This window comes from Micrococcales bacterium (assembly GCA_009784895.1).
Classification (GTDB): domain Bacteria; phylum Actinomycetota; class Actinomycetes; order Actinomycetales; family WQXJ01; genus WQXJ01.
The window spans coordinates 1-23197 of the sequence record WQXJ01000041.1; the positions used below are offsets into that span (position 1 = coordinate 1).

Annotated in this window: 22 protein-coding genes and 1 tRNA gene; 3 read left to right on the plus strand and 20 right to left on the minus strand. The window is 62.5% G+C overall.

All coding sequences use genetic code 11. The features are described from left to right. Positions 1–826: 826 nt before the first annotated feature. The 5 genes from FWD29_07710 to murI form a co-directional block, all read right to left on the minus strand. Positions 827–908 (minus strand) — tRNA-Leu (locus FWD29_07710). A gap of 163 nt (positions 909–1071) precedes the next feature. After that, the gene (gene rdgB / locus FWD29_07715; protein ID MCL2803816.1) at positions 1072–1734 is read right to left on the minus strand and encodes an RdgB/HAM1 family non-canonical purine NTP pyrophosphatase; all 663 of its coding nucleotides are present in this window, start codon (positions 1732–1734) and stop codon (positions 1072–1074) included. Then, positions 1731–2468: a ribonuclease PH gene (gene rph, locus FWD29_07720; GenBank protein MCL2803817.1), complete on the minus strand. Its 738-nt coding sequence runs from the start codon at positions 2466–2468 to the stop codon at positions 1731–1733. Before rph ends, rdgB begins: the two co-directional genes overlap by 4 nt. A gap of 138 nt (positions 2469–2606) precedes the next feature. Then, entirely contained in the window at positions 2607–3386 is a 780-nt protein-coding gene (locus FWD29_07725) for an MBL fold metallo-hydrolase (GenBank protein MCL2803818.1), read from the minus strand. Beyond that, positions 3383–4234, minus strand: a complete 852-nt coding sequence (gene murI, locus FWD29_07730) for a glutamate racemase (GenBank protein ID MCL2803819.1) — start codon at positions 4232–4234, stop codon at positions 3383–3385. The genes FWD29_07725 and murI overlap by 4 nt, the downstream gene beginning before the upstream one ends. A gap of 249 nt (positions 4235–4483) precedes the next feature. Between murI and FWD29_07735 the strand changes: the two genes are divergently transcribed. Next, positions 4484–5800, plus strand: a complete 1317-nt coding sequence (locus FWD29_07735) for a nicotinate phosphoribosyltransferase (GenBank protein MCL2803820.1) — start codon at positions 4484–4486, stop codon at positions 5798–5800. Next, on the plus strand, positions 5793–6533 hold the full coding sequence (locus FWD29_07740) for a YdcF family protein (protein MCL2803821.1): 741 nt from the start codon (positions 5793–5795) through the stop codon (positions 6531–6533). The genes FWD29_07735 and FWD29_07740 overlap by 8 nt, the downstream gene beginning before the upstream one ends. A gap of 132 nt (positions 6534–6665) precedes the next feature. On the opposite strand, the gene FWD29_07745 is transcribed toward FWD29_07740, so the two are convergent. The 7 genes from FWD29_07745 to purE form a co-directional block, all read right to left on the minus strand. Continuing rightward, positions 6666–6950: a DUF3039 domain-containing protein gene (locus tag FWD29_07745; GenBank protein ID MCL2803822.1), complete on the minus strand. Its 285-nt coding sequence runs from the start codon at positions 6948–6950 to the stop codon at positions 6666–6668. Between the two features lie 572 nt (positions 6951–7522). Beyond that, entirely contained in the window at positions 7523–7930 is a 408-nt protein-coding gene (locus FWD29_07750) for a type II toxin-antitoxin system death-on-curing family toxin (GenBank protein MCL2803823.1), read from the minus strand. Continuing rightward, entirely contained in the window at positions 7927–8166 is a 240-nt protein-coding gene (locus tag FWD29_07755) for a type II toxin-antitoxin system Phd/YefM family antitoxin (GenBank protein MCL2803824.1), read from the minus strand. Before FWD29_07755 ends, FWD29_07750 begins: the two co-directional genes overlap by 4 nt. An 83-nt stretch (positions 8167–8249) precedes the next feature. Beyond that, entirely contained in the window at positions 8250–9776 is a 1527-nt protein-coding gene (gatB, locus tag FWD29_07760) for an Asp-tRNA(Asn)/Glu-tRNA(Gln) amidotransferase subunit GatB (protein MCL2803825.1), read from the minus strand. Continuing rightward, a complete protein-coding gene (gatA, locus tag FWD29_07765; GenBank protein MCL2803826.1) occupies positions 9773–11251 on the minus strand; it encodes an Asp-tRNA(Asn)/Glu-tRNA(Gln) amidotransferase subunit GatA in 1479 nt (492 codons plus the stop codon). The genes gatB and gatA overlap by 4 nt, the downstream gene beginning before the upstream one ends. A gap of 35 nt (positions 11252–11286) precedes the next feature. Then, complete coding sequence (gene gatC, locus FWD29_07770) at positions 11287–11586, minus strand: Asp-tRNA(Asn)/Glu-tRNA(Gln) amidotransferase subunit GatC (protein MCL2803827.1); 300 nt, start codon at positions 11584–11586, stop codon at positions 11287–11289. A gap of 32 nt (positions 11587–11618) precedes the next feature. After that, positions 11619–12110, minus strand: a complete 492-nt coding sequence (gene purE, locus FWD29_07775) for a 5-(carboxyamino)imidazole ribonucleotide mutase (GenBank protein MCL2803828.1) — start codon at positions 12108–12110, stop codon at positions 11619–11621. 315 nt (positions 12111–12425) lie between these two features. On the opposite strand from purE, the gene FWD29_07780 reads away from it, so the two are divergent. Next, entirely contained in the window at positions 12426–12926 is a 501-nt protein-coding gene (locus FWD29_07780; GenBank protein ID MCL2803829.1) for a GtrA family protein, read from the plus strand. A 99-nt stretch (positions 12927–13025) separates the two neighbouring features. On the opposite strand, the gene FWD29_07785 is transcribed toward FWD29_07780, so the two are convergent. The 8 genes from FWD29_07785 to nrfH form a co-directional block, all read right to left on the minus strand. After that, complete coding sequence (locus FWD29_07785) at positions 13026–16199, minus strand: efflux RND transporter permease subunit (protein ID MCL2803830.1); 3174 nt, start codon at positions 16197–16199, stop codon at positions 13026–13028. A gap of 135 nt (positions 16200–16334) precedes the next feature. Further along, positions 16335–16931, minus strand: a complete 597-nt coding sequence (locus FWD29_07790) for a TlpA family protein disulfide reductase (GenBank protein MCL2803831.1) — start codon at positions 16929–16931, stop codon at positions 16335–16337. Further along, positions 16918–17868: a c-type cytochrome biogenesis protein CcsB gene (gene ccsB / locus FWD29_07795; GenBank protein ID MCL2803832.1), complete on the minus strand. Its 951-nt coding sequence runs from the start codon at positions 17866–17868 to the stop codon at positions 16918–16920. Before ccsB ends, FWD29_07790 begins: the two co-directional genes overlap by 14 nt. Next, positions 17861–19426: a cytochrome c biogenesis protein ResB gene (locus tag FWD29_07800; GenBank protein ID MCL2803833.1), complete on the minus strand. Its 1566-nt coding sequence runs from the start codon at positions 19424–19426 to the stop codon at positions 17861–17863. Before FWD29_07800 ends, ccsB begins: the two co-directional genes overlap by 8 nt. Positions 19427–19440: 14 nt before the next feature. Then, a complete protein-coding gene (locus FWD29_07805) occupies positions 19441–20178 on the minus strand; it encodes a cytochrome c biogenesis protein CcdA (protein MCL2803834.1) in 738 nt (245 codons plus the stop codon). A gap of 1 nt (position 20179) precedes the next feature. Further along, complete coding sequence (locus FWD29_07810) at positions 20180–20827, minus strand: hypothetical protein (protein MCL2803835.1); 648 nt, start codon at positions 20825–20827, stop codon at positions 20180–20182. 2 nt (positions 20828–20829) lie between these two features. Next, entirely contained in the window at positions 20830–22377 is a 1548-nt protein-coding gene (locus FWD29_07815) for an ammonia-forming cytochrome c nitrite reductase subunit c552 (protein MCL2803836.1), read from the minus strand. 46 nt (positions 22378–22423) lie between these two features. Then, positions 22424–22903 (minus strand): cytochrome c nitrite reductase small subunit, encoded by a 480-nt coding sequence (nrfH, locus tag FWD29_07820; protein ID MCL2803837.1) that lies wholly within the window; start codon positions 22901–22903, stop codon positions 22424–22426. Positions 22904–23197 lie beyond the last annotated feature (294 nt).

The following is a 23197-nucleotide window of genomic DNA, read 5'->3' on the forward strand; positions in this document are numbered from 1 at the left end:
CGGCCGGAGGGGCCAGACCCGGGTGGTTGACACCAGTGGGGAGGACCACCATGGTTAGAACACACGCAAGGTGGTCCCTAGCTAGTGGCAAAACAAGTGGTCCCATCACCCTGGCAAATGACATTGAATCCGGTGTAACTCGGGAACCGAAAGCCGCCCAAGGTGGGTGGCTCTAGATCCCTTTTTGCCTGGCCAAAATGAGCAGTTGAAGAGGCCCAGTGCCTCTCGGCAACGGAAATACGGCGTCGCTTGTGACCGTGCGTCGGTTGAATGAATGGCGTTTAGGGTCCTCCAGGCTACTCGACTTAGCATCGAAGCAGGTCAGGCCGCCGTGACCTAGCATCAACGCAGGTCAAGCCGCCACGACCTTGCACAAAAACAGGTTCGATTTCCCGGGTGGACACATTTGGCCTGGTCACCCCCTTGGCCCTGAATCCTGACCCTGTTTTGGTGCTAGGTCACGGTGGGCCAACCTGTTTTGGTGCTAGGTCACGGTGGGCCAGCCTGTTTTGGTGCTAGACCGCGGCGGGTCAGCCTGTTTTGGTGCTAGGTCACGGTGGGCCAGCCTGTTTTGGTGCTAGACCGCGGCGGGTCAGCCTGTTTTGGTGCTAGGTCACGGTGGGCCAACCTGTTTTGGTGCTAGGTCACGGTGGGCCAACCTGTTCTGGGATCCGCAGCACCGGCCTGGGGGCTGGTGGGGTACGTGAGGGGCTAGCGCCTACGTTTATGCAGGTCGAAGCCGTGCTCCTCGCCCTGCGGGCTCGTCAACAATTTCGTTGGCCTCACAAAACCAAGCAAGGTTGGTTTGACTCGGCCTGCCTCATTGTGCGCGAGGGGGGACTTGAACCCCCACGCCCGAAGGCACAGGAACCTAAATCCTGCGCGTCTGCCAATTCCGCCACTCGCGCGCCGTCCAAGCGTAATGCATCTACCAGCGCCATCGCCTCGGCACCTAGGCCAGCCACCGCGACCGCCAACGCCGGCGGCCACCAGCCGAAGGTCGACCGGTCACAAACCAAGTGGTGTCAGCTTGGCTGCCAACCCGGCAACCTCCAGCCGAAGGTCAGCCAGTCACAAACCAAGTTTGGCCAGCTCGGCCGCCAGTGCCCGCCAGGCCTGGCCGCGGTGGGAAATCGCGTTTTTGACTGAGGGCGCCAATTGCGCCGAAGTCAAATCCATCCCGTCTGGAATCAGGATCGGGTCATAGCCAAAACCACCATCTCCGGCCGGTTCAGTAGCCAGGCGACCCGGCATTCTGCCGGCGGCGAAGACCTCACGGCCGTCAGGGAACACCGCCACCGCCACACATTCGAACCAGGCGCCGCGTTGGACCGGCGGCACATCGGCTAACTGGTCGACCAGAAGCGCCAGGTTGGCGCCATCGTCGCCATGCCCACCGGCCCAGCGAGCCGAAAACACCCCCGGCGCACCACCGAGAACTTCGACGCAGAGCCCAGAATCCTCGGCCAGGGCCACCAGACCACTGGCCTGGCAGGCGGCCCTGGCTTTGATCTGGGCATTGGCCAAAAACGTGACGCCGTCCTCGACCGGCACCGGCAGATCCAATTCGCCGGCGGTCACCAGCGTCCAGCCAGCCAAAGCGCCGGCCTGGTCCAGGACTTGGCTGACTTCGCGCACCTTGTGAGAGTTGTGGGTGGCCAAAACCGCCCGATGCCGGCCCTGGCCCAAGCGCCAGACCTCGCCATTGCTCGTAGCCGGGCCGGAATCACTCACTGGGCCAAGGCCTCGGTTTGAAGTCGAGTCAACGAGGCGCAACCGGCCACAGCCAGGTCGAGCAATTGGTCCAGCTCGGGGCGGCTAAACGGAACGCCCTCAGCCGTGCCCTGGACCTCGACAAACTGACCTTGGTCAGTCACCACCACGTTCATATCGGTCTCGGCCGCCACGTCTTCGATATATGGCAGGTCTAACATGGCCACACCATTGACAATCCCGACTGAAACCGCACTAACAGAGCCGGTTAGAACCTGCGCTGAGGCCTTAACTAGGCCTTCCCTCACACCCCAACTGACGGCATCGGCCAGAGCCACATAGGCGCCGGTAATCGCGGCTGTGCGGGTACCGCCATCGGCCTGAAGCACATCGCAGTCAAGCGTGATGGTGTTTTCACCCAAAGCCTTCAGATCGACCACGGCCCTAAGTGAGCGGCCAATCAACCTGGAGATCTCGTGGGTCCGGCCGCCAATCCGGCCCCGCACCGACTCACGGTCGGTTCGTTCGTTAGTTGACCTGGGCAACATGGCGTATTCGGCCGTGACCCAACCCTTGCCGGAGCCTTTGCGCCAGCGCGGCACCCCGCCAGCAAAGCTGGCCGCGCACAGCACCCGCGTCAGGCCAAAGGAGATAAGGGCAGAGCCTTCGGCAGCGGCTTGCCAGCCGCGTTCAATGGTGACGGTCCTGAGTTGATTAGGCGCGCGTCCGTCGACGCGCCTTGAGGCAGTAGACATATGCCAAGGCTAGCGCGCCAGCAGTCCGCGTGACAGGCGCCGAGAGGCTTGACGCATTTGCACAAAACACTGACCAAAGGAAATACGGCCAATAGGCCCCGGCCGGGACGCTGGTAGTTTTCACCGGCGCCGCTGCCGCTAAATCACGTAATAGTGATTTGACTTGGCCTGATGGATCGCTCCGGCGTACTCCCGCGCGACCTCAGACATGGTCTCATCGGCGTCATACCACGGTGGGATATGCGTTACCACGACCCGGTTTGCACAGGCCTTGGCGGCCGCCTGTCCAGCCCGTTTGCCGGTCAGATGGACCCCCCTGGAGGCGTCACGGCCCTCTTGGAAGGCGGCCTCGACCAGCAGCAGATCGGCCCCGGCCGCCAGTTCATCAAGGCCGTCACACAGGTCCGTGTCGGCGGAATAGGCCAGTTTGCGTTGACCCGAACCTACCGAGCTGGGGCCGGCCACGGAAAACCCCCAAGTTTCGACCGGATGGCGCATCAAATGGGGAGTGATCGTCATAGGACCCACCTGTACCGGCCGGTTGGCCTGCCAGGTCTGGGCCGGGAAAACCCGAGGTTGGGCCGGATCCAAGGAGTACTGAATGGCCGCCAGTTGCTGGTCGGTGCCGGCCGGCCCATAGACCTCCAGATCACCCAGCGCCGTGCCGGGCCGGTATTTGGCGTAGACGTGCAAGCCAGTCATATCGGCGCAATGGTCCGGATGAAGGTGGCTCAGCGCCACAAAATCGAGAGCCTCTGGCGTTAGCAGTCGCTGTAGCGGGCCAAAAGCCCCCGAGCCCATGTCCAAGGCAATGGTCCACTGCCGCCGGGCGGCGTCGTAACACTGCACCAAGTAGCAACTAGCCGGCGAACTGGGCCCAGCAAACGACCCAGAGCAACCAACCACGACCAGTCTCATGGCGCCACCGCATCACGAATCGGGGCGAAACCTTGGGTCAACGTGGTCTCCGGGTCCTGCCACTGTGTCACCTCGGGACCCAAGAAGCGTTGGGCTAGCGCCCTAAAGCGGGCCATATCGGCCGTGGCCATGAACTGATGGTACGGTGGGCGTGGGTCGCGCCGGGCCGCGCCGGTGGCCACCAGCGCCCTGAAAACATCCTTGGCGGTCTCCTCGGCCGAGCTAACCAGCGTCACCTCAGGCCCCATGACATAGCTCAGTACGCCGGTCAGCATTGGATAGTGGGTGCAGCCCAGGACCAAGGTGTCAACTCCTGCTCGCTGCAGCGGCGCCAAATAGCCGCGCGCCACCTCGATTACCTCCGGCCCGTCGGTGCGCCCGGCCTCGACCAGGTCAACAAAATCAGGGCAGGCTTGGAGGGACAGCTCCAGCTGTGGCGCGGCGGCGAAGGCATCTGGATAGGCGCCGGAATTGATAGTGGTCTCGGTACCAATCACCCCGACCCGGCCGTTCCTGGTGGCGGCCACGGCCCGGCGCACGGCCGGCCGGATGACCTCAAGCACTATGACACCGCGGCCCAGCTCATAGCGTTCGCGAGCGTCATTTAGCATCGCCGCCGAGGCCGTGTTACAGGCGATCACCAGCATCTTTACCCCAGCGCTAACCAGTGCGTCGAGGTGGCCCAAGGCCAGTTGACGAACCTCAGCGATAGGTCGAGGCCCGTAGGGGGTGTTGGCCGTATCACCTAAGTACTCAACGGTTTCGCCAGGCAGCTGGTCGATCACCGCTCTGGCCACAGTCAGCCCGCCCAGGCCGGAATCAAAGATCCCAATGGGAGCGTCACTCACCGTTACAGCCTAACTGAGCTGGCGCCGGCCCTTTGGCAGGCCCGGCCCGTTCTGGCAGGCCTGGCCAGGCAGCAGCTTGGCAGTCCGATGCCGGTCGCCTGCTGCCAGGTTTGCACCGCCTGTCGCGCGCAGCGGGCGCGATGCGCGGGTGGGAAGAGGCGGTCGAATGGCGCCGGGTAACGCCTGGCATTGTCGGTAGACACCTCCAATCCGCTTGGCGTTGTGGCTGGCCTTGTAGGCTGGGTCGCTGTGAGTGTCGCCTTGCTGACCGACCGGTATGAGCTAACCATGCTCCAGGCAGCCCTGCGCGACGGCACCGCCCAGCGGCAATGCGTCTTTGAGACCTTCGCCCGGCGGCTGCCACCGGGCCGGCGCTACGGCATTGTGGCCGGTACCGGGCGACTAGCCGAACTGCTGGCCAGCTTCCGCTTTGACCGAGATGACGGCAGCCTTGACTACCTGCTTCAGGCCGGAGTCATTGACGACGACACCGCCGCCTGGCTGGCCGACTTCCGTTTTGGTGGCACCATTCGCGGCTACGCCGAAGGTGAGTGCTTTTTCCCTGATTCGCCGGTCCTGACAGTTGAGGGCAGTTTCGCCGAATGCGTTTTGCTGGAGACCCTGGTCTTGTCGGTGCTCAACCATGATTGCGCCGTGGCCGGGGCGGCCTCGCGGATGACAGCCGCCGCAGTTGGCCGGCCTTGCCTGGAAATGGGCGCGCGGCGGACCCATGAACAAGCCGCCGTGGCCGCGGCCCGGGCCGCCTTTGTGGCCGGCTTTGCCGGCTCGTCCTGCTTGGAGGCGGGCCGGCGCTGGGGCGTGCCCACAATTGGCACAGCCGCCCACGCCTTCACCTTGGTGCATGATTCTGAACAAGCCGCCTTCGCCTCACAAGTAGCTTCGATGGGTGTGGGCACCACCTTGCTGCTCGACACCTATGACGTCGCCAAAGCGGTCGAACGGGCCGTGGCGGTGGCCGGGGTGGACCTGGCGGCCGTGCGAATCGATTCGGGCGACTTGACCATGCTGGCCGGTCAGGTCCGCCAGCTGCTCGATTCGCTCGGGGCCAAGCAGACCAAGATTGTGGTCACCTCTGACCTGGATGAATACGCCATTGCCGCTCTGGCTATTGCGCCGGTTGACACTTATGGCGTGGGCACGCGGCTGGTCACCGGCTCGGGCGCTCCAACCGCCGAGCTGGTCTACAAGCTGGTGGCCCGCGAGGGTGCCAACGGCCAACTCGAAGCCGTGGCCAAAACCTTTGGCGGCAAATCCTCGGTAGGCGGCGCCAAATGGGCTGGGCGCCGGCTCGATGATTCCGGTCAGGCCGTTGAAGAGATCGTGACCGTGTTGCCGCCAGGCACCGCTCCGCCAACCAACGGCGATATCCGGCCGCTGCAAGTGACCTACGTCAATGCCGGCCAGATCGACCCGGTTTGGACCGGCCAGGACGGGCTGCAACGAGCCCGCCAGAGGCACCTGGTTTCGAGAGACGAGCTACCGCTTCACGCCACCCGTTTGTCCCAAGGTGAACCGGTTATCCCAACCCTGGTCAACCATGGCTGAGCCCTTGGCGCCTGAGGCTGCGGCTGAGCCCTTGGCGCCCGAAATCGCAGCTGACCCCGGCCTGCCGGCAGCCGCTGCGGTCAAACGCCGTTGGCCCAGAAGGTTCGCGATTGCCTTGGTCAGTTTCGCGCTATTGGTGGGGGCCGGCACAGGCGGGCTCAATCTTTATGTTGTCACCAGCGCCAAAAGCCGAATCAAACCGGCGGCAGAAGTTGGCAGTGGCTATGACTGTGTCCTTGTGCTGGGGGCTGGGGTAGTTGGCCACACGCCTTCGCCAATGCTGGCCCAGCGACTCGACACGGGCATCGAGCTGTACCAACAAGGTGTGGCGCCGGTCATTTTGGTCAGCGGCGACAATTCGACCGTCAATTACAACGAGGTCGAAGTCATGCGCAACTACCTGATTGACCACGGCGTGCCTGAAGGTGACATCTACCGTGACTACGCCGGCTTTTCGACCTACGAGTCAATGGTCCGGGCCAAGCGGGTTTTTGGGGTCAGCCGGGCGGTGTTGGTGACCCAGGGCTATCACTTGTCGCGGGCGCTGCTGAACGCGCGCGGTGTCGGTATTGACGCGGTTGGGGTGGCGGCCCCGGGGCGACGCGAGGGCCAGCTCAAACGTGACCTGCGAGAGGTACTGGCGCGGGTCAAAGATCCGTTCATGGTCTGGTTCAAGGCCAACCCGACCTTCTTGGGTCCTGAGGTTGAGCTGATCCCCGGCCAGGGCCAATAGCCTCCACCGCCAGCCAACTCACGCCAGTTTGGGCTTTGACACCACCTTGGTTTCCGCCAGTTAGGGCTTTGGCAGCACACCAGATTCACGCCAGTGCGAGCTTTGTCAGCAGCCTGCGGCGGGCGGCCTTTGTCAGTTCTTGCTGCCACCCGGGCCGGTGTTGAGGGACTGGAAGATCTCCTTGCATACCGGGCAGATCGGGTATTTCGAGGGGTCACGGCCCGGCACCCAGACTTTGCCGCAAAGCGCCACTACCGGCTTGCCACTGACGGCTGAGGCCATGATCTTGTCCTTGCGGACATAGTGGGCGAAGCGTTCGTGGTCGCCGTCTCCCAGTGAGGTCTGCTCCCGCTCAAGAACCTCGGTTGCCCTGGCCGGTCCATCGGGTCCGGTCGGGGCGCCAGGAGCCTGATGGATATCAGGCTCTGACCGTGTTGACGTGGTCGGGGCGAGGCGACGTCCTAAGGAAACGCGGCCAACAAGCATCGCTTCTGCCCCTTGGAGGGTGTTTTCGAACACTCTCCAAGGGGCCTGTGGCTGGTCAGCTGGTGAGGCCATGGACCCATCCTAGGGGGTTGGTGGATAATGCGCGTCGAAACGAGGATCGTCACCAGGTGATGCATCGCAAGGCGGAGGTCTGCCCCGCTAGCAGGGCTAACGGGGCACGGCCGACAACGAAGCGAGGCGCCGCCTGGGGGCGACCGCAGCCGGCGGGAATTGTCCACCAGCCCCCTAGGTGTAGCAGGCCGTGGCGCCGCCTGGCGGACAACTCGGAGCCAGGCGGTGTTTTGCCCGATGACGCAAGCTGGCTTTGGCGGCGAACCGGCGCTGACAACCGCGATTTCCGGTCACAGAATCCTGCCATTTGCGAGCACGCCCTGGTCGCCGGCTGCCCACACTGTCGCGCAGACTCGTGCACCGGCAGCCAGACTCACAAGGCGAAGACATGCAAGATCCGTCGCTTTCCGATTCCATCCCGTGTCCGGAACCTAGGCTTTGTCAGGTGACTCGGTCGCTCCCGAGCGCATGTTGTCGTCAATCCAGTTCGATATGTCCTCGATGCCGTGCTCACCGGTGGCAACACCCACGCCAAGCTCGACGATTTCGTCGTCGGTCACAGACAGGACAATCCCGTTGATGTCCAAGAGCACCATCATTGCGAGAACGCCTATCCTTTTGTTGCCATCAACGAAGGCGTGATTCGAAATCAGGCCAAAGCAAAGCCTGGCCGCCTTGGCCTTGAGCGACGGGTACAGTTCACGGTCTTCGAAGCCGGCGTAGGGGGCCTCGAGCGCCGAGTCGAGCAGTCCTTCGTCCCGCGTGCCCGGGGTTCCGCCGGACTCGGCCAGCAGGTACGAATGCATCGACAGGACAAGCGCCTTGTCGAGACGCTTCACTTGGCCAAGGCCTCGAAGGCGGCCTTGTGCTTGGCGAGGATTCGGCGGGTGGCCTCAGCTACCGTCTCGCTCTCGGCGACTTCACTGTCGACAAGTTCATAGTCGAACACCACATACCTGGGCTTGTTGTTCCGCAGAATCACAACTGACCCACGTGCATCGACCTGCCGGGCGACGCGCGAGAAGTTCTGATTCGCTTCACTTATGGACATGATGCTGCTCGAATCGATCAACATGGTCACTCCGTGTTTCTAGGATGAATTCATCCTAGCACGGCCTCGGCAGCACTTCCCTGGCAGGTAAGGCCGGGCCCAAACAGCTAGCTGGCTAGCCGTTCGAGGATGAGCTCGCGCACTCGAGCGGCATCGGCCTGGCCGCGGGTGGCTTTCATAACCGCGCCAACAATGGCGCCGGCGGCTTGGACGCGGCCGGAGCGGATCTTCTCGGCCACATCTGGCTGCGCTGCCAAGGCGACGTCGATGGCCTCAAGTAAGGCGCCGTCATCGGACACCACCTCAAGGCCGCGGGCCACCAGCACCTGCTCAGGCGAACCCTGCCCGGCCAGTACGCCCTCCAAGACTTGCCGGGCCAACTTGTCGTTGATCCGGCCGGCCGCGATTAGGGCTTCTAGCTCGGCAACTGACGCCGCTGTAATGTCCAGCTCGGCTAACTCCACGCCCTGGGCGTTGGCCCGCCGGGCCAGCTCCCCCAGCCACCACTTGCGAGCCCCGGCCGGGGCGGCACCGGCGGCCACCGTCGCTTCGATCAGGTCGAGGGCGCCGGCGTTGACCACGGCCGCCATTTCGAGGTCACTGAAACCCCATTGGGCCAACAGGCGGGCCCGCCGCTTGGCTGGCAGCTCTGGCAAAGTGGCCCGTAGTTCCTCCACCCAAGCCCTTGAAGGCTCCAGCGGCAGCAAGTCCGGTTCGGGGAAATAGCGGTAGTCCTCGGCCTGCTCTTTCGACCGGCCCGGACTGGTCGTCTCTGAATCCTCATGCCAATGCCGAGTCTCCTGGATGACAGCCTGGCCGCCAGCCAAAAGCGCACCTTGGCGGCGCATTTCGTAGTGGGCCGCCTTCTCGATGGCCCTAAACGAATTGACGTTCTTGGTTTCCGAGCGCTTGCCGTAAGGCACGGCGCTTTGGGCCGATGCCGAGGCCGCCTTAGGCCGCAGCGACAAGTTCACATCCGCCCGCAGCGAGCCTTGGTCCATGCGGGCATCGGATATCCCCAAGGCCACCGCCACGTCACGCAGCGCCCTGACGTAGGCCCGGGCCACCTCTGGGGCTCGTTGACCGGCGCCTTCGATCGGCTTGGTAACAATCTCGATCAGCGCCATGCCGCCGCGGTTGTAGTCAACCAAGGTGTAGTCAGAGCCGTGGATGCGGCCGGTGGCACCACCAACGTGGGTGTTTTTGGCGGCGTCTTCCTCCATATGGGCCCGGTCCAATTCGACCCGGAAAACCTCGCCATCATCAAGTTCGACATCCAAGTAGCCGCCCTGGTTGATTGGAGCGTCATGCTGGGAGACCTGATAGTTCTTAGGCAAGTCAGGGTAGAAGTAGTTCTTCCGGGCAAAAACGGAGCGTTCAGCAATGTGGCAATTCAGCGCCAGCCCCAGCCGAATGGCCGATTCAACCACTTTGGCGTTAAGAGCCGGCAAAGTGCCCGGCCAGCCCAAGCAAATGGGGCAGACCTGGGAATTGGGTGGCGCGGCAAATCTAGTTGTACAACCGCAAAACATCTTGGTCTTGGTGGCGAGTTCGACATGCACCTCGATACCCAAAACCGGGTCGAAGGATGCGACCACTTCATCGAATGGCATCAGGTCTACACCGGCACTCATGATGCCTCCAGTTCAGGGGCCTGGTCCAAGAATGGCCCGCCCCATTTGGTTTCGAGCGTGGCTTGAAGGGCGCCAGCCACCTGGTACATCAGGGCGTCGGCGCTAACCGGCGCGGTCACCTGAATGCCAACTGGCAGGCCGTCCTCCGCCAGTCCGCCCGGGAGCGAGATTCCAGGTACACCGGCCAGATTGGAGGGCAAGGTGGCGATGTCGGATAGGTACATGGCCAACAGATCGTCCATCTTCTCGCCCAGTTTGTAAGCCGTGGTTGGGGTGGTTGGGCCAAGCAGCACGTCGACTTTGTCCCAGGCCTTGGCGTAGTCCCGTTGGATCAGAGTGCGAACCTTCTGGGCGCTGCCGTAATGTTCCTCGTAGTGGCCCGTTGACAGCGCGTAGGTGCCCAGAATGACTCGCCGTTTGACCTCCGGTCCAAAGCCGGCCGCCCGGGTGGCGCTCATCACCGACTCGACGGTCACCGGCCCTTGGCTGGGCTCAACCCTCAGACCCAAACGCATGGCGTCGAATTTGGCCAGGTTGGACGATGCCTCAGCCGGCATTATCAAGTAGTAGGCGGCGAAGGCGTAGTCGAAGGATGGGCAGTCGATTTCCTCGATGGACACCCCCAGGCCACGCAGCGCGTCCAAGGCTTCGGTAAAGCGATCCATGACACCTTGCTGATAGCCTTCGCCACTCAGTTGGCGAACCACGCCGACCCGCAGGTTACCCAGGTCACCGGCCAGCCCACGCTTGGCGTATTCGACGACCGGCGGCACCGGTTCGTTCAGTGAAGTCTGGTCTAGCGGATCGTGGCCACCAATGATCTGGTGCAGCATGGCTGCGTCCAATACACCCCGGCCCACCGGTCCAATTTGGTCGAGCGAACTGGCCAGGGCCACAGCGCCGTAGCGCGAGACCCCGCCGTAGGTCGGTTTGGCTCCCACCGTGCCGGTCAGGGCGGAAGGACCTCGGATCGAACCGCCGGTATCCGACCCAATCGCCAGTGGCGCCTCATAGGCCGCCACCGCCGCAGCCGAGCCGCCACCTGAGCCGCCCGGAATCCGGTCCAGGTCCCACGGGTTATGGGTCGGTCCAAAGGCCGAGAACTCGGTCGAAGAACCCATGGCGAATTCGTCGAGGTTGGTTTTGCCAAGAATTGGCATATGGGCCTGGCGCACTTTGGTCACCACGGTGGCGTCAAACCCCGGCCGCCAGTTCTCCAACATGCGCGAACCGCAGGTCGTGATCTGGTCTTTGACCACTACCAGATCCTTGACCGCAATTGGCACTCCGGCCAAGGGTCCTAGCGGCTGGCCTGCAGCTCGGGCCTGGTCAGCCGCCCGGGCCTGGTCCAAGGCCTGGTCTGGGAAGGTCCGCAAAAAAGCCCGCACTTGGGAGTCGACCGCGTTGATTCGATCCAAATGGGCCTGAGTTAGCTCGAATGAGGAGACCTCGCCGGCAGCCAGAGCCGCGGCCATTTCGACTGCGCTGAGCCGGATCAGCTCGCCCCCGCTCACGGCTCCTCACCTAGAATCCGCGGCACTTTGAACTGGTCAGCCTCGCGCTCGGGTGCTCCCTGGAAAACCTGGTCCAACCCAAGCGAAGGCCAAGGCTCGTCCGGTCGGGTCACGTTGACCATGGCAATGGGGTGCGAGGTAGCGGGCACGTCGCTACCGGCCACCTCAATTACCTTTGTCACGGCCTCGGTGATGATGGCCAGCTGCGGGGCCAATTGTTTGAGCTCATCCGCAGGTAGGTCAATCCGCGCCAGCGCGGCGATTCGCGCCACTTCTTCGGTCGAAATTGTCGACATATTTCACCAGCCTAATTGTCCGATGCCGGCCCTCACTTTAGCCCTTTCAGCTTGGCTGCGAGGCGCTCACCCTTGGCGGTAGCCTCTGCCCTCATTGTGGCCTGGTGGTCGACCAGTGCCTGGCGGATTTGCTTGGCCCTGGGCGAATCACCGACCGCCAAGATTCGCCCGGCCAGCAGGCCGGCATTCTTGGCCCCGCCAATGGCGACGGTGGCTACGGGGATACCGGCCGGCATCTGGGCAATCGACAGGAGCGAGTCCAGGCCATCTAGGGTCTTTAGCGCCACCGGCACGCCAATCACAGGTAGCTCGGTGACGGCGGCTAGAACTCCTGGTAGTGCGGCCGCGCCACCGGCGCCAGCGACAATTACGCCCAGCCCCCGCCCGGCCGCCTGGCGTCCGTATTCGATGGTTTCGTCCGGCATACGGTGGGCCGAGATAACGCTGACCTCATAGCTGATGCCGAGTCCGTCCAGCGCCTGGGCGGCACCCTCCATAACCGGCCAATCCGAATCCGAGCCCATCACTATGCCGACTTCGACGCTCACTTGCCCTACCTTCCGCCTGGCTAACTGCGAAGGATCAGTCTACGGATTGTTTCACCCCCGGCGCCACGTCCGCCGCCCTCACCGCCAGTCTGGTCCGTCAAAGCGGACGGCCAGGCTCCGGCAGCGCGCACCCCGCCCCGTTCCTGGGCGATGCTACGCATCGCTAAGGAACGATGCCCGCCACACCCCGGGCGCGCGCTCCCTTCCGCCCGGCCTGGTAGCCCGCCGGGTCGCCGGTCCGAGGCCCGGCATCAACCCGGTGGCCGGTCATGCTCCGGCTAGGCTGTGCGGGTGAGACTGGGCAACCTCCGCGAGGGGCCATCCTCCGGCCGGCCAGCCGGCCGGGCCGGACGTTTGGTCTCCTTGGTGGCAGAGCTGGCCAGATTTGGCACCGTCGGCGCAGTCGCCTTTGTGGTCAACTGGTCGCTGTTCAACCTGCTGGTATTTGGCCCGGGCCAACTACTTGGGCCCCATCCCACCCGGGCCAGGATCCTGGCCAGCTGCGTTGCCACGGTGGTGGCCTGGCTGGGCAACCGCTATTGGACCTTCCGCCGCCAGCGCCAGGCTCAACCGCTCAAGGAGTTCATTGCCTTTGCCCTGGTCAACCTGGGGGGAATCGCAATCGAGGCGGTCGTCCAGTTTGTCGCGGCTTGGCCAATGGGTTATCACGGCTCCAAGCTCGCCATGAACTTGGCCTTCTTGATTGGCACCGCACTAGGAACCTTGTTCCGCTACTTGATGTACAAGTTCACCGTCTTCACCCAGCAACCCACTGCCGGCGAGACCCGGTGAATCTGCCCAACCCAAATCCGACCCATCGCCCTGACCTGCAGGTCTTTCCGGAGGGCCACCGGGGCTAAGGCAGACTGAGCAAGTCTCGCGGTGGAATAGCTAGGTGGTAGTTGGCGGGTCGGCGGTGGCTGGAGTGGTGGCTGAGTCCGTTTTGTCCAGTGCAGCTTGGCGCTGGGCCCGGCGGCGTTCGAGCCGGGCCGAGTGCCGCCTGTCACGGCGGTCGTGGACACGGGCCTCAAAGCGGTAGAGCACCGGCACAACCACCAAGGTCAACATGGTCGAAGATACCAGGCCGCCAATCACCACGATGGCCAGCGGCTGGGAGATAAACGAACCCCCACCACCAGTCACGCCCAGGGCCATTGGTGTCAGGGCCAGGATGGTGGCGGCGGCCGTCATGACAATTGGCCGCAGACGCTTGCGCGCTCCTTCCTCGATGGCTTGATCGAGTTCGCGGCCACGCCGGCGGTATTGATTGATCAGGTCGATCAGCACAATGGCGTTGGAGATGACAATGCCAACCAGTAGCAGCAGACCAATCAGCGACGGCACACCCAGTGCGGTGCCGGTAGCCAGCAATGCCAGCAACGCGCCGGTGGCGGCGAAGGGAATCGAGACCAGCAAAATGAACGGCTGGATCAATGAGCCAAAAGTGGCCACCATCACGATAAAGACAATGGCGATGGCCAGCAGTAGCGCCAGTCCAAGATCAGCAAAGGCCTCGGATTGCTGAGCGGCCACGCCGCCCACCTTGACGTTGACCCCAGGAGCGAAGTCGAGGTCATCCAACGCTGCGCTGACCCGACCAGAGATCTGTCCCAGATCACCCTGACGTGGTGTGACCGCGACAGTGGCTGAACGCTCGCCGTTGACGCGGGTCAACGAGGCTGGGGCCGGCGCGATATCAACAGCCGCCATATCCGACAAGGTCACCGCCCCACCTGGCCCCGCCATCAGCGGCAGCCCAGCGATCGCTTCTAACGACTCCGGCGCCGGCGCCAAGGCTAGGCGTACCGGCAAGGCCGCCTGTTCGGTCCGCAGGGTGCCAATCTGGCTGGGGTGGATCAACCCTGCGGCCAGGCCCATTACCTGGGTTTCGGTCATGCCCATGGCCGCCGCCGCCGCCCGGTTAACCGTGACTTGGACCGCCTCAGAGTCCTGGGTCAAGTTGTTTGACACTTCGACCACACCGTCAAGCTGCTCCACCGAATCGGTCACCGACCCGGCGGCAACCACCAGCGCCTCGCGGTCAGGGGCAGTCACGAAGATGTCGATCGAAGTTGACCCCATCATGGCCTCGGCCCCACCAACACTGATGCCAGTAGTCCGCTGCCCGCCCAAGCCGTCGAGGGCCGCGCGGACCAGGTCTGGTGTGGCCGCGGCATCGGCCCCTTCGCTCAAGGTGACAGCAAAAATGGCCTCCGGCGCCGCTCCTAGCGATACCCCCATCATGCCGCCCCCACCAATCGTGGTCTGGACACTGGCGACCTGGTCAAGACCAAGCAGGGCAGATTCGACCGGCTTCGATTCGGCGTCTTGCGCTTCTAAGGAGGTGCCCATTTCGAAGCTCTGAGTCACGGTCAAAGTGTCCTGCCCCATATGGCCCATAAAGTCGGTCTTCATCAGCGGGATCATCGCCACCGTGCCACCGAGCAAGGCCACCGCCGTGACCAGCGTGATGACCGGGTGCTTCAGGGCCGCCCGCAAGGTCGGCAGATAGGCCCGCTGCCACAACCCGCGCCGTTCGCGCGACTCGGCCTCGGCCCGTTGACGGGCCAGGTCAGCCTGGTCGACGCTAACCGGTGATTTGACAAACCAGTAGGCCAACACCGGCACAATCGTCAGCGACACCAGCAACGATGCACCCAGAGCAATCGCAATGGTCAAGCCAAAGGGTCGGAAAAGTTCGCCGACCATGCCGCCAACAAATCCGATCGGCGCAAAAACCGCCACCGTACAAACGGTCGAAGCGGCGATTGCCCCACCGACCTCACGCACAGCGGTGATGATGGCATCGCGTTTGGCCTCGCCGTAGCTCAGGTGGCGTTTGATGTTTTCCACCACCACAATCGAATCGTCTACCACCCGGCCAATGGCGATGGTCATAGCCCCCAAGGTGAGCAAGTTGAGGGTCAGCCCGCCGGCTTTCATCAAGATGAAAGTTGTCAGCAGGGACAGCGGAATCGAAATGGCTGAAACCAAGGTTGAGCGCAGCGACAACAAGAACACCAAGATGACCAGCACGGCGAAAACCAACCCGAGCAAACCTTCCTCGGTCAGGCCAGCAATCGAGTTTTCGATGAAGGGTGCCTGGTCGAAGACCACTTGCACTGTCAGGTCGCGTTCGGCCAGGACCTCCTCTAGATCGCTAACCACGTCTTGGACGGCGCGCGAGACATCAACCACGTTGCCGTCAGGGGTCTTAGTGATGGCCACGGCCACGGCCGCATCACCGTTCATCCTTGAGACCGAAGTGGTCTGTGCCGGGCCTTGCGTCACCTGGGCTACGTCACCTAGTTGCACCGGGGTTGGGGTAGCCACCAGCGGAATGGCGGCCAGTTCCTCGACCGTTTCGATGGGCTGGCCCAGCTGGATCGGGTAGGTCATTTGGTCTTGGGTGACGGTACCGGCCGGGAAACTCAAACCATAGTCAGACAGCACAGAATTGACCTCGGCTGCCCCCAGGCCGGCGGCGGCCAGGGCAGTGGTGTCAAGGGCAATCGTGATCTCTTCCGGGGCGGCCCCGCTAACCGCCACTGTCCGCACAGCCTGGATTTGCTCCAAGGCCGGAACCAGCAAGGCTTCGACCGAGCGTTGCACCGTAGCGGCCTCGGCCTGACCGGCCACGGCTAGCTGGATGACCGGGAAATCATCCATTGACCCAGTCATGACCTGGGTCTCAGCCTCGCTGGGCAAGGTTGGGGCGATCCGACCCATGGCCGTGGTTAGGCGTTGGTTGGCGTAGTTCATGTCGGTGCCGTAATCGAAACGCACCACCGTAAATGCAAGCGAACTCATCGAGGTTGAATCAACTGATTCGACCCCAGCGACCGAAAGGATGGCTCCTTCGACCGGCTCAGTCAATTCCCGCTCAATGATTTGTGGGGTGGCCCCCGGATAGGTCGAGATCACCGCCGCCATTGGGATCTGCAAAGAAGGGATCAGCTCGAGCTTCAGACTGGTCATGGCCACGAATCCGCCCAGGACTATGGCGACGGTGGTCAACGCCACCACGGCGCGGTTTCGCAGCGACAGCTTGGCCAGACGGAACATGTCTAGGTCCTTCCACGGCGGGGGCGCGGTGGCGCAATTGCTACCGGGCGGCTACCAAATAGCCGCCAACTAACTATACGGAGGTAGGGTCGCGCCGGCGGGACGCAGTTGTCGACGCCGGCGGTGGCGGCGGCCCTATTCGAGCAGATCGTTCAAAATGGCCAGAGCGGCGGACTCGGTGACAGGGCCCAGCTTGATGCTACTGGTGGTGCCATCGGCCGCAATGAAGTGATGGGTTGGCACGCCCAGCACCCTGAACTCGTCGCCCAGCTGTGAGTCGGGGTCCGGAACATGGGTGTAGCTCAGGCCAAGTCGGTCAGCGTAACCCTCAACAGCTGCCCGGTCATCGCCCACATAGATGGCCACAATTGCGACCTTGTCGCCTAGGGCCTGTTGGACCGCTTCAACGTCGACGGTCTCGGCCCGGCAGTCGCGGCACCAGGTGGCACCGAAAACCAACCAGACTGGCTGCCCGCGCAGATCTGTCAGGTTGACGCTGTCACCGTTGATGTCGGTGGCGGTGAAACTGGCCGCCATCTGGCCAATCTCCGGCGCCGCGGCCCCTTCGGCAGTCGAATCCTTGGCCGCCTGGGTTGACTGCTGGTCCTTCCCGGCGCCGCTGGCCCCTCGCCCCTTGACTGCCCAAACCCCACCAAGGATCAGGCCGGTGGTGACGACCAGTACCACCACCGTGCCCAGAGGCGTAGAGGTGAAACCCTTAGGTCGCGCCATAGGAGTGCAGACCACCAAAGAGGTAGTTGCCAAAGTAGGCGAAGAAAATGGTGGCGAAGCCAATCAGCAGTAGCCAGGCGGCTTTGCGCCCACGCCAGCCCCTAACCACCCGGGCGTGCAGAAAGGCGCCGTAAACCAACCAGGTGACCAGGGCAGCGGTCTCTTTGGGGTCCCAGCTCCAATACCGGCCCCAAGCGATATTGGCCCAGATTGAGCCCAACACAATCATCAGTGTTAGCAAAGGGAAAGTGACAACGGCGGCCTTGTAACCGACATCGTCCAAACGCTCCGGCGAAACCCTAATCCACTTGTCGAAGCGGGGCTTGAGCAGCAGCAGAACGGCGGCGGCGAATGAAACGCTGGCTGCGCCATAAGCCAGGATGGCGAAACCAACGTGCAAGGACAACAACAAATTGTTTTGTAGCGCCGGCACCAGCGGCTCGACCCCGGCGTCCAGGTTGACGGCATAGAGCGCCAGGCAGAAGGCCACCGGCAGCACGCCCACCGAAAGCACCCGCAGTTGGACGGTGAATTCAGTCACCAAGTAGGCCAACAAAATGCCCCAGACAAACGAGACGATGAACTCGTGTGGGTTGGAGAACGGTCCGTGGCCGGTGACCGAAATGCGAATCACCAAATAAGCTGTGATCAGAACGAACGCCACCAGGGTGAAACCGGTGGCGTAGGCCGCCAGCCCGGTAGGGCGGCGCGCGGCTTTCGCCGACCTGCCGCCGCTGGCAGCTTTGGCCGCGGCCGGGCTGGAGCCCGCCTGGTCCGGCCCGCCGGCCCCAACTTTGGTCTTGACCTTTGCTTTGGCTTGCGCCTTGGCTGTGGCCGGCCGCGAGGCCAGAATCACGATGTTGGCCACCAGGGCGATCAACAGCGTGACCAGCACACCGTATAAGGCGAACTCAGAGGTACGCAGCATGTCATCCATGGGGATCTCCCTTTGCTTTGGGCATGGTGGTGGCCAGGTCAGCCACCAGATTGTCGAAGTGGCGCTGGAAGCTGCCATCTTGTCTGTCGGTTGAAGCCACCTGCAAAACCCGTTTGCCCGGTGCGCTCGGTGGCTTTTCTTCTTGGCCGATGTCGCCGCTTGGGCCAGGCGAAACCGGCGCCTTGGTCAGGCGGAGCCAGTAGCGCCGGTGCCGGCAGGTGAAGGTCACGGTCATACCGCCCACCAGCAGAATTGACCCGATCCACATCAACAGTGCGCCAGGGTCCTTGCGGACCGTAATGCCAGTGGACTGGGCTTCACGCACAAAAGTGAAAGAGTAGTTGCCCACCACCAACGGCTCGCCGGGCGCCACTTCTTCCATAGCCAGTTCTTGGCTATCACCTGGACGGTTGATCCTGATAACGGCATTGCCTGGTTCGATGCCCGAGTCGGTTCTGCCTGAAGCCGGCGTAAAGACGACTACCTCAAGGCTGGGGTCCTCAAGCTCGAAACCACCGGCCTGGGCGCTGCCGTCATCGGTCGTGCCGGGCTGCTCAACCACCTGGTCGAAAAGCATTTCCCCGTCCTTGCCGGTGACCTGGACCTGGACGCCAAGGCCAAAGTCGCTTTGGTGGAATCGGTAACCGCCGGCGGTTAGTGGCTGGTTGACGCGGACCTCTTGGTCACCAATGACCTTCTCGCCGCGGCGCACAATTACCTCAGAGACATAGTCCAAGGGACGGCCGTCATCGTTGAACGACGCTTCGAATGAGACCGCTTGGACGGTTAGGCCCGAACCGTGTCCAAGCTCTACCGGATCGCCTCCCACTGGTAGTGACAACCTGATGTTCAGGGCCGTCATCGAGCTAACGATGAAGGCGGCGATTATGATCAAAAACGACAGGTGGGCGGCAACTGTGCCGAATGGGCCCCACGCGAAACGATCAGCGTAGATGGCGTCTTGGTTGTGCGGATCGTCTTTGACCCGGAGGCGTTTCTGTTTCAGCACCTCCTTGACCTGGTCAAGTGCATCGGAGCCGCCCGGCGCTTGGAGTTGAGCGTGGTAGCGGGCCTGAGTGAAGAGGCGGTCAGTGGCGTGGGTCAACGGGTGGCGAGCCCGGCGCCACAAATTGGGCAGTCGATGGGTGGTGCAAGCCACAATCGACAAAGCCAAGAGGCCAATCAAGACCAAAAAACCAATTGAGGAGAACAGGTGGAAAAGGCCTAGGGAGTCGAAAAGGGAGGCAATTCGGCCATATTTGGCCGTCATTTGGTCTAGGAATAGGGCTTTAGCGTCTGGGTTGTCGTAGGTGCCGCCGGGAGCTTGCGTGACAACGGCGCCCACCAGGATATATACGGCCAGAGCCAGGATCAGCACTACGCCTAAGGTCTTGGAGTAGAAGAACTGGTAGATCTTGCGGAAAAACTCACTGGGAGCCACCTCTGGCGCGGCCTCGGCCGGGCCGGCCGGGCTGGCCGGCGTGACGTCTAAGCCGTCGGTGGCCTCGTCAGCGCCCGGTTCGGTCGCTGGTTCAGTGCCCGCTTCCAGGTCAGTCATTGCGTTTCAGCCTTTCACAGTCCAAACCCGGTTAGGGCTGACAGCTTAGAAAACAGGTCGGCAATCATCAAGAACCCAACCAGAATAAGTAGACCTCCGGTGACGGCGTTGACGCCACGGCGGTGCCGCACAAACCAGCGCAGGCGGGCCGTCAGGCCGCTGACCCCAGCGCAGACCAACACAAAGGGCAAACCTAACCCAAGTGTGAAGACAACCAGCAGGCCTAACCCGCTGGCCAACGAAGTGGTGGAAGTGGTTAGCATCAGAACTCCGCCCAGGACTGGCCCAATACACGGTGACCAGCCAGCCCCAAAAGCCAGGCCAAGCAGCACGGTTCGACCGATCGACGGCGGCTGGGCCGAATCGGGCGCATAGACCGGGCCAATTAGTCGCTCCAAGAAGGGCAGCCTGATCAAACCGGTGGTGTACAGGCCCAGCAAAACCAAGATGGCGCCGCCGATCACCCTCAGCAGGCCGTGGTAGTCGGCCGCGGCCCAGCCGATCAAACCCACCATGGCCCAAAGCAGGGCAAAGACCAAACCGAAACTCGCCATGAACAAACCGGCGTGCCCGGCCGCCGCCCAACGGCGCCGTCCCTGCCCTACCTCCGGGCCGGCATCGGCCGCCTGGCCAATCTGACTGCCGGTCATATAGCCGACGAAGACTGGCACCACAGGCAAGAAACACGGCGAGGCGAACGAAACCACGCCGGCCAACAGCACCAGAGGAATGGACAGGGTCACCGTGTCCATATCAACCCTCGGTCAGGTCAGTGTTGGGGTTGTCGATGGCGTCAAGGTGGGATTGGGCTCGGGTGGCCAGCATCGAGTCAGCCGGACCAATCTCAATGACTTTGCCCAGGGCGGCTTTGGCGGCCTCTTTGTCCGGCGGGTCGACCGAAAGATAGTAGAAACCCAGGTTGTACCAGGCCAAGGACTGCTCAGGGTCAAGCTCGGTGATCGCCAGCCAATTGTCGCGGGCCTGGTCAGGGCTGTCGAGACCAACGTTGATCTCGGCTAGTTCATACAAAGCCTCAAGGTTGCCCGGATCTTCTGCCAGCCGCTGGTCGAGTTCGGCTTTGCGGGCCTTGGACTCTTCCTCGGATAATCCCATTCCGGGCATGTCGTGCCCGCTACCACCGGCTTGGGCCGTGGCGGTGGGATGGTCAGATGGCATGGCCGCTGGTGCGGCCTCAGGGCCGCCGAAATAGCGGCCAGCCAGCCAAGCGCCGGTGGCCACGCCTACCAGTAGGGCGGCCACTAACCACCAGCGCGGACCACCACCACCGACGCTCCGGGTCCGACGCGACCGCCGCCGCTGGAGAATGTCGTCCTGATCTGACTCGAGGTCAGCGGCAACAATCTCAGCGGCGGCGGTGTCTAGATTCGGCTCGTCAGCCACGTCTAGAGGGTACCCCCTCGTTTCTCAGCGGCTGTGACGTTGTCCTGCGAAATCGCGGTTGGCTCCAGCTGGTCAGCTGGCACACCCAGCAGAACCAGTTGGCCCATACGTGAGGCGTCCAGCGACTGGCTCAGCAGGCGCTGCATGTAATCCGGCGCATGGAAGCCGTAGGAGTTCTCCGAATAGGCGAAGTCGGCATAGAAGCCAGCGAAGCGCTGGTAGTTGCGAGCCAGGTCAAGCGTGGCGTCATCCAGCTCGCCCTTTTCGACCTCAGCCTCGAGCGCCGCGATCAGGGCCATCAGTGAATCCATGGCCCGGTCACGCGAATCAACGAAGCGGTTTTGAATGGTTAGAACGCGCTCTTCAAGGATCGCGGTCGAACCGGGGTGGCAAGTACCGCAAGTGGCGTTGACGTCATTCATTGGTGTCTTGACATTGTGGTTCGACACCTTCTGCCCACCCTCGCGGATGTATGACATATGGCAATCAGCGCAGCTAACGCCGTTGTCGCCATGAACACCCATTGACCAGGTCTCAAACTCGGGGTGCTGAGCCTTGAGCATCGAAGCCCCGGTCAGGGCATGCTCCCAATCCTTCGGGAAGGACTCGTCAGCCTTTGTCTCCTCGTAATAGGTCCACATGTCGTTGATGTCAATACCGTCGGCCCACGGGAAGGTCAGTGTCTTCTCGTCACCCTTCATGTAGTACTCGACGTGGCACTGGGCGCAAACAAACGAACGCATTTCTTCGTTGGTGGCGTCCTTGTTGGCATCAAAGTTCTCGATGCCTTGCGATGCCTTCCAAGCTGCGATGCCATTGATCGCGGCCGGGCGGGTCAAGCGCAGCTTCATGGTCTCCGGGTCATGGCAGTCGATGCAGCCAATTGGCCCCTTGGCCACGTTATTCGCCACGACCTCGCGGTATGGCATCTTGTTCATCTCGGCCCAACCGGCAGCCTGGTCACCGTTGCCAAGTTCATCCATGACTTGTGGCAACGAGGTGTGACAGTTTAGGCAAGCGCCGGCCTGTGGCCGCTCCAAGGTGCGCCGTGTTTCTTGCTGATCAATCAGCATGTATTCGTGGCCGCGCAGGTGGCGATAGTCAATGGCGAAGGCGTAACCCTTCCACATCGTTATCAACCGCTCATCGCCCTCAATCTTGGACATGGTGGTCTGATCGCGGGAATCCGGCAGCGGGACATCGGCTTCAATAAACACAGTGCCATCTGGCAGCACAAACTCGCCCTTTGAGACGCGATCTTTGTCCGCCGGGACCAGTTCTGGAGCGAAGGTGGTGCCGAGGAACTCAGACGTCTGCTTGTACAACGAGTACTGAGTTGGGAAGTTCTCTCCCCAAACAGCCGGGTCATAGGTCTGTTCAGTGATGTCGACAAGCCGGTTGTAGGTGGCTACTTGGCCTTCCTGCTTGCGGTCGAAGATGTTGGTCACCATCGCCGTGATCACAAAGGTCACAACGGCAGCCAACACCGCCACGACAACAAACAGCCACCACCTGGATTTCTTCTTGGCGGCTGGGGCCGGGTCGGTCATTATTGGTGCCTCCTCTTGAGGGGTATTGGGAGTTGTAGGGATGTAGCTAGTCGCGGTGACCAATACCGCTGTGGCAGCGAGTACAGGTCCTCTCGGTTTGGTCGGTGCCCATGGTGATGAACAACTGCTCGGTCATCTCCGAGTGGCAATAAAGACACGTCTCATTGGTGGTGGCCAGTGAGGAATCGCGGATGTTGATGTTTACGGGGTAATTACCAAAGGTGAACTTGCTGCCGTGCAGCACGCCGTCCTCGGCCTTAACCATGTACTTCTCCACCACCGAGCCGTGAGGCAGGTGGCAGTCGTTGCAGGTAGCGACCTTGGCGTGCCCACCGGCCCGCCAAGCGTTGTATTGCGGTTGCATCACATGGCAATTGGTGCAGGTCGCGGGGTCGGAGCCAAAGTAGCTCGGCACCTCGGCATAGGACACCGCAAAGGTGAACATGCCAATGGCCGTGCCGACAAAGACCGCGGCCAGGATCCTGACCAGCTTGCCAGTGCTGGACTTCTGCTTTGAAGCCGCCAAGTTGGACTCCCGGGGGTTGGGGGGAACAACAAACCGCAACCGGTGATCCACTAAGGCGGGGCGCCCGGCTGCGGCGGCTGCACCCTCAGAAACAAGGTCTCGCTCAATCTATTGGCACATCGTCCCTTGGGCAAGCACCTATCGTTTTTTTTGATGCGGTTTCTACTGAAAACTGCATTTTGGCAGGTGGCCGGGTTAGTGTATTCCGTTTTTTCGCCGGCGACGGGCCCGGTTTTGGGCCGATGGCGCGGCCGGGCTAGCTTGGTTGGCGCCTTGGGGTGTATGGCAGCCAGC